Below are 13,840 nucleotides of genomic sequence, written 5' to 3'. Positions count from 1 at the left end.
GGTGTCCGGACCGTCACGCCGTCCGGTCTCCCGCGCGGAGTCAGTTCTCCGCCTCGATCTCGCCGGGCCGCCAGGACTTGTCGAAGAACGGCGGCAGGGGGCTGTAGAACCGCAGGACCGCGAACCACCCGCGGCCCGGCATGGTCTGGATCCAGTTGCCCTCGGGGACGCCGTCGGGCCGGTCCGGTCCGAAGTGCACGGTGGTCGTGCCGTCCGGGTCGGCGACCGCCGCCGGGGTCGGGTAGTCCTGGCTGCCGGCGCGGGGGTAGCGCTGCGGCGTGGAAAGCATGGAGCGGGTCTGGTTGTCGTAGACGGTGACCGACCAGAAGCGGGCGGCGGGGATGTCCGGGGGAAGGAGCAGCCGGTAGCGGCGGCCCCCGTCGAGGGCCTGGTCCTGCCGGTCCGCGAACGCGAACAGGTACTGCGAGCCGATGCCGGGCAGCGGCGCGGTGAACGCCGGGCTGATGCCCACGCCCACGTACCACCACCAGCTCCGGAGGTTGAGCATGCGGGCGCCGTCGCTCGGCCGGGTCTCGACCCCCTGGTCGGAGATGTGCGGGGGCGGGGTCATGAAGTCGTAGCCGGAGACGATCAGGCCGTTGACCCAGCGGGAGGACGCGCCGTAGTAGTGCGCCCCCTCCTCCGGGCGCGGGATCGAGGGTGCCCAGCTGTGTCTCGACCCGTTCGGGCGTCGAGAGCGACTCCACCACCTGGGGTGAGATCCGTTCGTGTGGCACGGCGTCGCTCCGTTCTCGGGTGGGGTTCCCTTCGAACATGAGCCGTCGCAGGTGCGCACCGCCACTGCGCGTGAGCCGTTGGAGGGGTCGGCGCGGAAGCCGTCCGGCCGTGGACGCGCCCCGTGCTCGCTGTGCGGCGACAGGGCCCTCCAGGGCGACCCCCGCTGCCCGACGCCACCGCTGCTGCCCGGCGCCCCCGCACGGACCGTGAGGCGCGGAATCGGCCGGGAGTGGTCGGCCGCCTCTCCGACCGCCACGGCATCCGCGTCCGCTTGCGCCCCTCCGGCGAGCAGGCCGCACGACCTCCCTGGTCATACTCCCGAGCGACCTCACCGACGCCCAGGCCCACGACGGGGGCACGCACGGGCCGACGGGCGCCCTCACGCTCGCCACCACGCACCCCGGCCCTCGTCGTACGGCCCTTCCCCGGCGAGGACTTCTCAGGAGCGTGACGGCAGCACCTGGGCGACGCTCACCGGCCGTTCGTCCTTCGTGAACTGGGTCCGGTACAGCTGCGCGTACCGGCCGTCCGCCGCGAGGAGTTCCTCGTGGGTGCCGTGTTCCACGATCCGGCCGGCCTCGACGACGAGGATCCGGTCGGCGGCCCGCACGGTCGACAGGCGGTGGGCGATGACCACGGCGGTGCGGCCCTCCAGCGCCTCCGTGAGGGCTTCCTGGACGGCGGCCTCGGAGGTGTTGTCCAGGTGGGCGGTGGCCTCGTCGAGGATGACGACGCGCTGGCGGGCCAGCAGCAGCCGGGCGATGGTCATGCGCTGGCGTTCGCCGCCGGAGAGCCGGTAGCCGCGTTCGCCGACCACGGTGTCGAGACCGTCGGGCAGGGACCGTACGAGGTCGTCGAGGCGGGAGCGGCGCAGGACCTCCCACAGGTCGTCGTCGGTGGCGCCGGGGCGGGCGAGCAGCAGGTTGGCGCGGACGGTGTCGTGGAAGAGGTGCCCGTCCTGGGTGACCATGCCGACGGTGCCGCGCAGCGACTCGGCGCTCAGGTCCCGTACGTCGACGCCGCCGATGCGGACGCTGCCGGCGTCGGTGTCGTACAGGCGGGGCAGGAGCTGGGCGACGGTCGACTTGCCGGCGCCGGAGGAGCCGACGAGGGCGATCGTGCGGCCGGGTTCGGCGCGGAAGGAGATGCCGTGCAGGACCTCGGTGCCACCCCGGGTGTCGAGGGCGGCCACCTCCTCCAGGGAGGCGAGGGAGACCTTGTCGGCGGACGGGTAGCCGAAGCGGACGTCCTCGAACTCCACGGACACGGGACCCTCGGGCACATCCCGGGCGTCCGGTTTCTCGTCGATCAGCGGCTTCAGGTCGAGCACCTCGAAGACCCGCTCGAAGCTCACGAGAGCGCTCATGATCTCGACGCGGGCGCCGGCGAGGGCGGTCAGCGGGGCGTAGAGGCGGGTCAGCAGGAGGGCGAGGGAGACGATCGCTCCCGCTTCGAGGGTGCCGCGCAGCGCGAACCAGCCGCCCAGGCCGTACACCAGGGCGAGCGCCAGGGCGGAGACGAGGGTGAGCGCGGTGATGAACACCGACTGCGCCATCGCCGTGCGTACGCCGATGTCCCGCACCCGGCGGGCGCGTTCGGCGAACTCCGCGGACTCGTCGGCCGGACGTCCGAAGAGTTTGACGAGGGTGGCGCCGGGCGCCGAGAAACGTTCGGTCATCCGGGTGCCCATGGCCGCGTTAAGGTCGGCGGCCTCCCGCTGGAGCCGGGCCATCCGGGTGCCCGTGCGGCGGGCCGGGATCACGAACACGGGCAGCAGGACCAGCGACAGCAGGGTGATCTGCCAGGACAGGGTGAGCATCACGGTGAGGGTGAGGACCAGGGTGACCACGTTGCCGACCACTCCGGACAGGGTGTTGCTGAAGGCCCGTTGGGCGCCGATGACGTCGTTGTTGAGACGACTGACGAGCGCTCCCGTACGCGTACGTGTGAAGAACGCGACGGGCATGCGCTGCACATGATCGAAGACAGCGGTCCGCAGATCGAGGATGAGTCCCTCGCCGAGTTTCGCCGACAGCCATCGGCCCAGCAGCCCGAGGGCCGCCTCGGCGACCGCGATGAGGGCGATGAGCACGGCAAGACGGACGACGAGGGCCTCGTCGCCGTCCGACACGATCACGTCCACGACGTTCCCCGCGAGCACCGGCGTGGCGACGGCGAGGAGGGCGGTCACCACGCTGACCGCGACGAACCACGCGATACGGCGGCGATGTGGACGGGCGAAGGCGCCGACGCGTCGTAGCGTCGTCCGGGCGAAGGGGCGGCTCGGCCGCCGGGCGTTCGACATGCCCTGCAGCTGGCTCCAGGCGGTCATCTCCATACTCATGGGAAGGACGGTAGAACCTCAACCAATCTTGAGGTCAACCTGTCGAGGCGACCGAGGCCGGCCGAGGTCGGCTGGGATCCGCCGAGGTCGGCCGAGGCCGGCTTCTCGGGGTCGACCGGCTCTGCGAAGGTGGCCGGTGCCGTGAAGTCCCGCGCCGGTCACCGCATGTCCCCGCGTCCGCCACCCGCTGTTGGGGCCAGCCGGAGAGCCTCTCCCGGTGTGACAGCGATACGGCTCCCCGCGGGGCTCCCCAGGCGTGTCCCGGTCCGCCGGATCCTCCCGGTCCGCAGGCTGCTGTGCCTGCTCCCCCTCGTCCACATGGCGGTCGCGTATCTCGCGGCCACCGTCGCGGTCGCCCTGGTCCCGACGCCGGGCGGCCTCGGGTCCGTGGACGCGGCGCTCGTGGTCGCCCTGGTGGCGACGGGCGCGCCGGCCGCCACGGCCACGGCGGTGGTGCTGGCGTACCGCGTCATCACTCTCTGGCTGCCGTTGCTGCCGGGGGCGTTGACGCTGGGGGCGCTGGTGCGGCTGAAGGTGCTGTGAGTGGACGGGCCGCGGTCGGACAAGCGGAGGCCGACCCGGTCACGCGGAGGCCGACCCGGCCATTCGGATGCGCTGTCACCGGATGCCCCGTCAGCACGGGCAGGTTCAGTGCGCGCGGTCAGCACAGGCACCGCCAACGCGGGCACGGTGGCGCGTATCAGACATTCCGTCGCGTTCGACGGGCCGTCCATGGCCGATCCACGCAGGTCCGGTGCCGATCAGGCCGGCGGGTGCGGCAGGATGAGCGGTCGCGCCCGACGCCGTACACGCGTCCGGGCAGGCGTGATCATGCAATCCGGATTCGAGCAGGTGGCAAGGTGACGACACATCACATACGGTCCGCGGGACATGACATACGGCCCGTCGACCGCTCCCCGCACCCCACGGGAGGCGACCGATGACCCGGACCCTCACCGTCGACGACTGCCTCGTGGCCGGAATCATCCTGGTCGCGGGCCTGTTGGCCGCGTTCCTGCTGCGCCTGCTGCTGCGCTGGCTCGGCGGGCACGCGACGAAGACCCGCTGGAGCGGTGACGACGTCATCGTCGACGCGCTGCGCTCCCTGGTCCCCTGGAGCGCGTTCGTCGGTGGCGCGGCGGCCGCGGCGGCGGCGCTGCCGCTCACCAGGACGGTCCACCACCATGTGAACCAGTCGCTGACGGTGCTGCTGATCCTGGTCGCGACGATCACCGCCGCCCGGGTGATCGCCGGTCTGGTCCGTACGGTGACCCAGTCGCGGGCCGGGGTCGCCGGCTCGGTGACCATCTTCGTGAACATCACCCGCGTCTCGGTCCTCGCGCTCGGCTGCCTGGTGATCCTGCAGACCCTGGGCATCCCGATCGCGCCGCTGGTCACCGCCCTCGGTGTCGGCGGTCTGGCGGTGGCGCTGGCCCTTCAGGACACGCTCGCCAACCTCTTCGCGGGTATCCACATCCTCGCCTCCAAGACCGTCCAGCCCGGTGACTACATCCGGCTGAGCAGCGGCGAGGAGGGCTATGTCGTCGACATCAACTGGCGGCAGACGACGATCAAGTCGCTCTCCAACAACCTGGTGATCATCCCGAACGGTCAGCTCGCCGGCACGAACATGACCAACTTCAACCAGCCCGAGCAGGACATGACCCTGCTCGTGCAGGTGGGCGTCGCCTACGACAGCGACCTGGAGCATGTGGAGCGGGTCACCAACGAGGTCATCGCCGAGACCATGAAGGAGGTCGAGGGCGCGGTGCCGGACCATGAGCCCGCCGTGCGCTTCCACACGTTCGGCGACTCACGGATCGGGATGACCGTGATCCTCGGGGTCGGGGAGTTCAGCGACCAGTACCGGATCAAGCACGAGTTCATCAAGCGCCTGCACCGGCGCTACCGGGCCGAGGGCATCCACATCCCGGCGCCCCGCCGGACGGTCACGCTCCAGTCGGGCGCGGCGGGCGGTACGGGCCTCGAGATCCCGCACCAGCGCGAGGTCCCGATCGACGCGCGGTAGGGATCCGGCGCCGGGTGCGTGCGGGCGGGTGCGTGGGGGAACCGCGCGAGAACCCCCCACGCACCCGCCCGCACCCGCACCCGCACCAACACCCGCCAACGAAGCCCGCCCCCGAGTCACCGGGCCCCGGCCCCATGCGCCGTCCCTCCCCCGCACGAGATATCTTGATGTCGAGCAATGTTGCAGACGTGGAGCGGAGCACCCGGTGACTGACTCGACCATCATCTACACACACACTGACGAGGCCCCGGCCCTGGCGACGTATTCGTTCCTGCCGGTGATCAAGGCGTACGCCTCGCAGGCCGGTGTCTCCGTCGAGACCCGTGACATCTCGCTGGCCGGACGCATCATCGCCGTCTTCCCGGAGTACCTCCAGGAGGGCCAGCGCATCCCGGACGCCCTCTCCGAGCTGGGCGAGCTGGCCAAGACCCCCGCGGCGAACATCATCAAGCTGCCGAACATCTCGGCGTCGATCCCGCAGCTGAAGGCCGCCGTCGCCGAGCTGCAGAGCCAGGGCTACGCGCTGCCGGACTACCCGGACGACCCGAAGACCGACGAGGAGCGCGAGATCCGCGCCCGCTACGACAAGATCAAGGGTTCCGCCGTGAACCCGGTCCTGCGTGAGGGCAACTCCGACCGCCGCGCCCCCGCCTCCGTCAAGAACTACGCCAAGACCCACCCGCACCGCATGGGCGCCTGGACCTCCGAGTCCAAGACCAACGTGGCGACGATGGGCGAGAACGACTTCCGCTCCACCGAGAAGTCCGTGGTGATCGCCGAGGACGGCGCACTGAGGATCGAGCTGGTCGGCGACGACGGCACCACCACCGTGCTGCGCGAGTCCGTACCGGTCCTCGCGGGCGAGGTCGTCGACGCCTCCGTGATGCGGGTCGCCGCGCTGCGCGAGTTCCTCACCGCGCAGGTCGCCAAGGCGAAGGCGGAGGGCGTGCTGTTCTCCGTGCACCTCAAGGCCACGATGATGAAGGTCTCCGACCCGATCGTCTTCGGTCACGTGGTGCGCGCCTTCTTCCCGAAGACGTTCGCGCAGTACGGCGCGACGCTGGCCGCGGCCGGTCTGTCCCCGAACGACGGTCTGGGCGGCATCTTCAAGGGCCTCCAGGCCCTGCCGGAGGGCGCCGAGATCAAGGCGTCCTTCGACGCCGAGCTGGCCGAGGGCCCGGAGCTGGCGATGGTCGACTCCGACAAGGGCATCACCAACCTGCACGTGCCGTCGGACGTCATCGTCGACGCCTCGATGCCGGCCATGATCCGCACCTCCGGTCACATGTGGGGTCCGGACGGCCAGGAGGCCGACACCCTCGCGGTGCTCCCGGACTCGTCGTACGCCGGTGTCTACCAGGCCGTGATCGACGACTGCCGCGCCCACGGCGCCTACGACCCGTCGACGATGGGCTCGGTCCCGAACGTCGGCCTGATGGCGCAGAAGGCCGAGGAGTACGGCTCCCACGACAAGACCTTCGAGATCGCGACCACGGGCACGGTCCGTCTGGTCGACGGCAACGGTGTCGCCGTCATCGAGCAGCCCGTCTCCGCCGGTGACATCTTCCGCGCCTGCCAGACCAAGGACGCCCCGATCAAGGACTGGGTGAAGCTGGCCGTCACCCGCGCCCGCGCCACCGGCGACCCGGCGGTGTTCTGGCTGGACGAGACCCGCGCCCACGACGCCAACCTGATCGCGAAGGTCAACACGTACCTGGCGGAGCACGACACCGAGGGCCTGGACATCCGTATCCTCGCCCCGGTCGAGGCGACCAAGCTGTCGGTCGAGCGCATCCGCCGCGGCGAGAACACCATCTCCGTCACCGGCAACGTGCTGCGTGACTACCTCACCGACCTGTTCCCGATCCTGGAGCTGGGCACCAGCGCCAAGATGCTGTCGGTCGTCCCGCTGATGGCGGGCGGCGGCCTGTTCGAGACGGGCGCCGGCGGCTCCGCTCCGAAGCACGTCCAGCAGCTCGTCAAGGAGAACTACCTGCGCTGGGACTCCCTCGGCGAGTTCTTCGCGCTGGTCCCGTCGCTGGAGCAGTACGCCGCGGCCACCGGCAACGCCCGCGCCAAGGTGCTGGCCGACACCCTGGACCGCGCGACGGCGACCTTCCTCAACGAGGACAAGTCCCCCTCGCGTCGTCTCGGCGGCATCGACAACCGCGGCAGCCACTTCTACCTGTCCCTGTACTGGGCGCAGGAGCTGGCCGCGCAGACCGACGACGCCGACCTGGCGAAGGCGTTCGCCCCGCTCGCCGAGACGCTCGCCGCGAACGAGCAGAAGATCGTCGACGAGCTGATCGCCGTCCAGGGCAAGGAGGCCGAGATCGGCGGCTACTACCAGCCCGACCCGGCCAAGGCCGCCGCGGTCATGCGCCCGTCGGCCACGTGGAACGAGGCGCTGGCGAACTTCGCCTGACGCTCCGCTCGGTCCGGCCGATCCGACGGCACCCCGGCTCGCCCGTGGACGCCGGGTCGGCCACCCCCCTGAGGCCACACACCACCGCCCCGGCCGGGTTCCTTCCCGGCCGGGGCGGCGTGCTGTCCGGGGACCGCACGGTCAGGGGGACCGCACGGTCACGGGCACTGCCCATCGGCATGCTGTCAGGCGGTGCCGAGGGCCGTCCGCAGGGTGGCGATCGCCTGGGTGATCGCGGCTTCGGCGGCCCCGGTCTCCCGCAGGGCGTTCAGCATCACGAAGTCGTGGATGACTCCCTGGTAGCGCACGGCGGTCACCGGGACACCGGCCTCGCGCAGCTTGTTCGCGTACGCCTCGCCCTCGTCGCGCAGCACGTCGGCCTCGGCGGTGATGACGAGCGCCGGCGGCAGCCCCCTCAGCTGGTCGACGGACGCGCGCAGCGGCGACGCGGTGATCTGCGCGCGCTCCTGCTCGCTCGTCGTGTACTGGTCCCAGAACCACTGCATGGCGTCGCGCCGCAGGAAGTAGCCCTCGGCGAACTGCCGGTAGGAGCCGGTGTCGAAGGCGGCGTCGGTGACCGGGTAGAAGAGGACCTGCTGGACCAGCGGGACGTCGCCGCGTTCCTTCGCCATCAGGGTCAGCGCGGCGCTCATGTTGCCGCCGACGGAGTCACCGGCCACCGCGATACGGCCCCCGTCGAGGCGGTGCCCGGCCCCCTCCTCGACGACCCAGCGGGCCACCGTGTAGCTCTGCTCGACGGCGACCGGATAGCGGGCCTCGGGCGACCGGTCGTACTCGGGGAAGACGACCGCGGCCCGCGCGCCCACCGCCAGTTCCCGCACCAGCCGGTCGTGGGTGTGGGCGTTGCCGAAGACCCACCCGGCGCCGTGGATGTACAGGATCACCGGCAGCACGCCCTCGGCCCCGGCGGGCCGGACGATCCTGACCTTGACCTCTCCGGTGGGGCCGCCCGGAACGGTCACCCACTCGTCGTCGACGTCCGGCTTCGCGATGTCGCCCGACTGCACCTCGTCGACGACCTTGCGCCCCTCGACCGGGCCGAGGTCGAAGAGGTACGGCGGGTTCGCGGTGGCCTCGGCGAAAGCCGCGGCGGCGGGTTCGAGGACGGGACGGCGGGCGGTGCTCTCGGACATGGCGATCTCCTCGGGTGCGGTGCCACGGGCAGGTCCACCCGCGTGGTTCGCGAGTGCGGCGGCACACCGGAAAGATAGCGCGCGATTAAGTCGCACACAACTTATTTGGAGGCGATTCCCTCTCTCACGACTTCTTAGGGCTCGATATGACTGTATGGCTGCCGGTAGGGTGGGAGATCGTCAGGGAGAGGGCACGGGACGGAGGAGCGACACCGTGAGCACAGTCGGCGAACTCGTGGACACCGCCGGAGCGGAACCGGCGCAGGGGCACACCCTGCTCCTCGACGATCAGCTCTGTTTCGCGCTGTACGCCGCCTCGCGCGCCGTCACGGCCCGCTACCGGCCCCTGCTGGAGGAACTGGGTCTGACCTACCCGCAGTACCTGGTCATGCTGGTCCTCTGGGAGCAGGACTCGATATCCGTGCGTGACCTGGGTGCCGCGCTCCAGCTGGAGTCCAGCACACTCTCCCCGCTGCTGAAGCGCCTGGAGGCCGGCGGCCTGCTCCGCCGCGAACGCCGCCCGGACGACGAGCGTTCCGTCGCCATCCGCCTCACCGAGGCCGGGGCCCTGCTTCAGGGGCGGGCCCGGACCGTACCGGTGGACATCGGCGCCGCGATGGGCCTGACCCCCGAGCAGCACACCCTCACCCGGCACCTGCTGCGCCTGCTCACCGCGAACGTCAGCCAGGTCTGAGGGGGGACCAGGAGTCTCCTCGGTGGCGCGACGACCGGGAGCGGGCCGCCCCACTGCCATGTCAGAACGACATGGTCGACGGACCCCGCGGTGGGAGCACGCGCGAGGGCGCCCGCGGGCAGGTAGCGGTGGTGCCTGACCCGCTCGCACGGCGACTAGTCGCCGTGCGAGCGGGTCAGACCGCGTAGGGCACGGGCGGCGTCGCGGGCCTCCCGCTCGGCCTCGGTCAGGGCGGCGGCGGCCGTCCGCCCCCTCTCCTCGGCCTGCCGCTGCTCACGTTCGGCGCGGTCGAGGTCGGCTTCGGCACGACCGGCGTGCTCCTCGGCGCGGCCGATCTCCGCCTGGGCGTGTTCGAGGGCCTCCCGCGCCTTGCGCAGTTGCCGCTCGGCGGTGGACATCTCGCGCCGCGCCCGGTCGCGGTGGTCGCGGGCCCCGCGCAGCGACGCGTCGGCGTCGTCGGCTTCCGCGCGCCGCTCACCGAGCCGCCGTTCGGCGGCCTCGGCCGCCTCCCGAGCCTCAGCGAGCCGCCGCTCCCGCTCCAGCCGCAGGTGCCGCTCGCGGCGGCGCCCGGCGAGTTCGTCCCGGCCCTCACGGCCCCGCGTCGACGCGGTCGGAGGCTCGGCAGCGGGTCCGCGCCTCCTGCCCTTCGCGGGGGCTGCGGCGACCGGTTCGGCGGAGGAGGAGAAGGCCGACGGCGGGGCAAGGGCTGTTTCCAGCCGCCCTCCGGACCATCGCCGGGCGGCGTCCGCGTCGGCCAGCACGGCGCGCAACGTGGACTCGACCTCCTGCAGCACAGCACCGGAGAGCGGCTGCCCGGCCGCGCGGGCGAGCCCCGCGGCCTCCCGGGACAGGGCGCCCACCACACGGCGCCGCTGGTCGGACAGCTGCTTCAACCCGTCAGGGTCCAGCGTGCGGTACGCCTCGCGCAGCGACTCCCCCAGCTCAAGGAAGTGGCGGCTCTCATCGGGGCGGGAGCGCAGCAGCAGATTGGCCGCCCAGGCCGCCAGGGTGGGGCGACGCGCGCCCCGGATGACCCGCGCGTCGTCGCCGCGACCGACCGTCCTCGCGGCGGCCGCCCACACCTCCCGACGGCCGACGAAGTCGGACGGCGGGGTCACGTACAGCTCGTCGAGCACCGCTTCGACGTCGAGCCCGTCCGGCCGGTCGGGTCGGTCGGGCCGGTGGGTCACCCCGCGGCTCACCCGCTTGCCTGGCATGATCCCCAGCCTGCCCCGGACCGCACGACCTCGCACATCACCCGATCACGATCGGATCGTCCTCAGCCCGCGAGGGGCCGGGGGCCGTTCTCTCACCCGGGGGACCCACGGGGCGACGGCCTCCCACGCCGTCAGTCCGTCCCCGGACGCGTGAGGTTCGCTCCACTCGCCGGGTCGAACACGTGAGCCTTGGCCATGTCGACCCGCAACTCCACGGGCGCACCCTCGCGAGCACGGGTGGCGGCGTCCAGACGGGCCACGATCTGGCCGGTGTCGGCGCCGGTGTCGCGCAGACCCGAGTCCTTGGCGAGTTCCTCCAGCTCGGTGGTGGTCGCGGGTCCGCCCTCCGCCGTGAAGTAGACGTACACGTCGGAGCCGAGCGACTCCAGTACCTCCACGGTGGCGGTGATGAGCGGACCCGTCCGGTCGGGTTCGTGAGAGAGGGCCGCGTCCTCGAACGCCTCCGGTCGCAGCCCGACGATGACCTCGCGTGGCGCGTTCTGCCCCTCCAGGGCCCGTCTCGTACGGTCGTCGAGGGGCAGGTCGCCCAGGGGAGAGCGCAGGACCCCGCTCTCGAGGGTGGCGTTCAGGAAGTTCATGGCCGGGGAACCGATGAAGCCCGCGACGAAGATGTTGCGCGGCAGGTCGTACAGCTCGGCGGGTGTCCCGATCTGCTGCACCAGGCCCTGCCGCATGACGACCACCCGGTCGCCGAGCGTCATCGCCTCGGTCTGGTCGTGGGTGACGTACACGGTCGTCGTACCGAGGCGCCGCTGCAGCCGGGAGATCTGGGTGCGCATCTGCACCCGGAGTTTGGCGTCCAGGTTGGACAGCGGCTCGTCCATCAGGAACGCCTTGGGGTCACGGACGATCGCCCGTCCCATGGCCACCCGCTGGCGCTGGCCGCCGGAGAGATTGGCCGGCCTGCGGTCCAGGTGCTCGGTGAGATCGAGGATCCGGGCGGCCTCCGTGACCTTGGCCTCGATGGTGGCCTTGTCCACCTTGGCCAGGCGCAGCGGGAAGCCCATGTTCTCCCGGACGTTCATGTGCGGGTAGAGGGCGTAGCTCTGGAAGACCATGGCGACGTCGCGTTCCTTGGGGGCGAGGTCGTTGACGACGCGGTCCCCGATGCGGAGGGTGCCCTCGGTGATGTCCTCCAGGCCGGCGATCATGTTCAGTGTGGTGGACTTGCCGCATCCCGACGGACCGACCAGGATCACGAACTCGCCGTCGGCGATCTCGAGGTCCACGTCCTTGACGGCGAGGGACCCGTCGGGAAAGCGCTTGGTGACTCCCTCGAGGATGATCTCGGCCATGGGTGGTGCCTCCTTGCCTTCCTGCCTTCGTGCGGTCCGGGCCGGCGTGCCGCGGCCGGCCCCTCGGACCGGTGTTCTGCCTGCCGTGGTCGGGGTGTTCACCCCTTGACCGCCCCTGAGGTGAGTCCGGCGACGATCCGCCGCTGGAAGAGCAGGACGAAAACGATGATCGGGACGGTGATGACCACGGCGGCCGCGGCGATCGACCCGGTGGGCTGCTGGAACTGGGAGCTGCCGGTGAAGAACGCGATCGCGGCGGGCACGGTGCGCGCGGACTCGGTGGAGGTCAGCGAGATCGCGAACAGGAAGTCGTTCCAGCAGAAGATGAACACGAGGATGGCCGTGGTGAACACCCCCGGCGCGGCCAGCGGCACGATGACCATGCGGAAGGCCTGCACGGGCGTCGCCCCGTCGACCTTGGCGGCCCTCTCCAGATCCCAGGGGATCTCCCGGAAGAAGGCGGACAGGGTGTAGATCGCGAGCGGCAGGGAGAAGGTCATGTACGGGATGATCAGCCCGATCCAGGTGTCGAAGATCCCGATGATCCGCTCGATGTTGAACAGCGGCGACACCAGGGAGATCGGGGGGAACATGGCGATCAGCAACGACATGCCGATGAGCAGCCGCTTGCCGGGGAACCGCAGCCGCGCGACCGCGTAGGCGGCCATGGTGCCCAGCGCCACCGCGATCACCGTCGAGATCAGGGCGATGCCGATCGAGTTGATCAGCGCCCGGGTGAACTCGGCCGTCTGGAAGATGCCCCGGTAGTTCTCCCAGGTCCAGTCCCTGGGGATGTAGTTGCCGTCGGTCAGGGTGCTGGGGTCCTTGAACGACAGTGCGGCGATCCATCCCACCGGGAACAGGGCGTACAGCACGACCAGCGCGTTCAGGACGCCCCAGCGGACGGCGTGTGTCCTTCCCACGGCGGCCATCAGCGCTTCACCTCCGCTCCGGGGGCGGCGGTGCCGAACAGTTTGATGAAGGTGAAGGCGATGATCCCCACGCAGATGAAGATCAGGACGGAGATCGCCGATCCGATGCCCAGGTTCAGCGCGGTGAACAGGTTGTCGTAGCCGAGGATCGACACCGACCCGGTTCCCTGGGCGCCCGCGGTCAGGATGTAGATGTTGTCGAAGATCCGGAACGCGTCCAGGGTGCGGAAGAGCAGGGCCACCAGGATGGCCGGTTTCATCAGCGGCAGCATGATCCTGGTGAAGCGCTGCCAGGCGGTGGCGCCGTCGACCATGGCCGCCTTCAGGGTCTCCTCGGGGACCAGCGCGAGTCCCGCGAGCAGCAGCAGCGCCATGAACGGTGTCGTCTTCCACACCTCGGCGAGGATGATCAGCCACAGGGCGGGCCAGTGCTCGGTGAGCGGTGCCTCCCCCTGGGGCAGCAGCTCTGCCAGATAGCCGAGATCAGGGGTCCAGGCGTACTGCCAGGAGAAGGCGGCCACCACGGTGACGATCCCGTACGGGACGAGGACCGACGTGCGGACGGCGCCGCGCCAGAAGATCGTGCGGTGCATCACGAGGGCGAGCCCCATCCCGAGGGCCAGTTCGATCGCCACGGAGATGACGGTGATGAACAGGGTCACCCAGAAGGCGTCCCACCAGAACGGTGAGGACAGCACCGCCCCGTAGTTGCTCAGTCCCACGAACTCCGCGCGTCCGGGAAAGCGGAGGTCATAGCGCTGGAGGGAGAGGTAGACGGCGTATCCGACGGGGTAGGCGGTCACGGCGATCATGACGACGACGGCGGGAGCGCAGAGGAGCCAGCCGAGCCGGCGTTCCTGTCTGGCGCCCGCCGAGAGCGCCGCCCGGTCCGGTTCCGCCCGGCCCGTCTCGATGCCGGGAGGGGGCGTGGCTCCGGCTGCTCGCGCCCGGGTACTCATCTCGGGCCGTCCGGGGACGCGGCCCGCGCGCC

At 71.1% G+C, this 13,840-nt stretch carries 10 protein-coding genes and 1 pseudogene; 4 read left to right on the top strand and 7 right to left on the bottom strand.

What is annotated here, in order from left to right; all coding sequences use genetic code 11:
- Nucleotides 1-40 precede the first annotated feature (40 nt).
- Both GSY65_RS32985 and GSY65_RS32980 read right to left on the bottom strand, forming a co-directional pair.
- The gene (locus GSY65_RS32985) at nt 41-571 is read right to left on the bottom strand and encodes a DUF1214 domain-containing protein (protein ID WP_236580162.1); all 531 of its coding nucleotides are present in this window, start codon (nt 569-571) and stop codon (nt 41-43) included.
- Nucleotides 572-1,177: 606 nt separating this feature from the next.
- Nucleotides 1,178-3,076 (bottom strand): ABC transporter ATP-binding protein, encoded by a 1,899-nt coding sequence (locus GSY65_RS32980; protein ID WP_159776668.1) that lies wholly within the window; start codon nt 3,074-3,076, stop codon nt 1,178-1,180.
- 309 nt (nt 3,077-3,385) lie between these two features.
- Here GSY65_RS32980 and GSY65_RS32975 point away from each other — a divergent pair.
- The 3 genes and pseudogenes from GSY65_RS32975 to GSY65_RS32965 form a co-directional block, all read left to right on the top strand.
- Nucleotides 3,386-3,625: pseudogene (locus GSY65_RS32975) on the top strand (lysylphosphatidylglycerol synthase domain-containing protein); the annotation flags it as partial.
- Nucleotides 3,626-4,022: 397 nt separating this feature from the next.
- Entirely contained in the window at nt 4,023-5,111 is a 1,089-nt protein-coding gene (locus GSY65_RS32970) for a mechanosensitive ion channel family protein (RefSeq protein ID WP_159775394.1), read from the top strand.
- 205 nt (nt 5,112-5,316) lie between these two features.
- Nucleotides 5,317-7,536, top strand: a complete 2,220-nt coding sequence (locus tag GSY65_RS32965) for an NADP-dependent isocitrate dehydrogenase (RefSeq protein ID WP_159775393.1) — start codon at nt 5,317-5,319, stop codon at nt 7,534-7,536.
- 185 nt (nt 7,537-7,721) lie between these two features.
- On the opposite strand, the gene GSY65_RS32960 is transcribed toward GSY65_RS32965, so the two are convergent.
- Nucleotides 7,722-8,690, bottom strand: coding sequence for an alpha/beta hydrolase (locus GSY65_RS32960; RefSeq protein ID WP_159775391.1), 969 nt, complete (start codon nt 8,688-8,690; stop codon nt 7,722-7,724).
- 274 nt (nt 8,691-8,964) lie between these two features.
- Between GSY65_RS32960 and GSY65_RS32955 the strand changes: the two genes are divergently transcribed.
- Nucleotides 8,965-9,384: a MarR family winged helix-turn-helix transcriptional regulator gene (locus tag GSY65_RS32955; protein ID WP_159776666.1), complete on the top strand. Its 420-nt coding sequence runs from the start codon at nt 8,965-8,967 to the stop codon at nt 9,382-9,384.
- 155 nt (nt 9,385-9,539) lie between these two features.
- Here the strand turns inward: GSY65_RS32955 and GSY65_RS32950 are convergent, their stop codons facing one another.
- The 4 genes from GSY65_RS32950 to GSY65_RS32935 all read right to left on the bottom strand — a co-directional run bounded on the left by GSY65_RS32950 (nt 9,540) and on the right by GSY65_RS32935 (nt 13,808).
- On the bottom strand, nt 9,540-10,601 hold the full coding sequence (locus GSY65_RS32950) for a hypothetical protein (RefSeq protein WP_236580161.1): 1,062 nt from the start codon (nt 10,599-10,601) through the stop codon (nt 9,540-9,542).
- A gap of 131 nt (nt 10,602-10,732) precedes the next feature.
- Nucleotides 10,733-11,917: an ABC transporter ATP-binding protein gene (locus GSY65_RS32945; RefSeq protein ID WP_159775389.1), complete on the bottom strand. Its 1,185-nt coding sequence runs from the start codon at nt 11,915-11,917 to the stop codon at nt 10,733-10,735.
- Between the two features lie 98 nt (nt 11,918-12,015).
- Nucleotides 12,016-12,849, bottom strand: coding sequence for a carbohydrate ABC transporter permease (locus GSY65_RS32940; protein ID WP_159775387.1), 834 nt, complete (start codon nt 12,847-12,849; stop codon nt 12,016-12,018).
- Nucleotides 12,849-13,808 carry a carbohydrate ABC transporter permease gene (locus GSY65_RS32935; protein WP_236580160.1) on the bottom strand — a complete coding sequence of 320 codons (960 nt, stop codon included), beginning with the start codon at nt 13,806-13,808 and terminating at the stop codon, nt 12,849-12,851. The genes GSY65_RS32940 and GSY65_RS32935 overlap by 1 nt, the downstream gene beginning before the upstream one ends.
- Nucleotides 13,809-13,840: the final 32 nt, after the last annotated feature.

Source organism: Streptomyces sp. HM190, assembly GCF_009857135.1.
Lineage (GTDB): Bacteria > Actinomycetota > Actinomycetes > Streptomycetales > Streptomycetaceae > Streptomyces > Streptomyces heilongjiangensis.
Note: the sequence above shows the minus strand (reverse complement) of the source record. Positions and strands in the feature narration are given on the sequence as shown.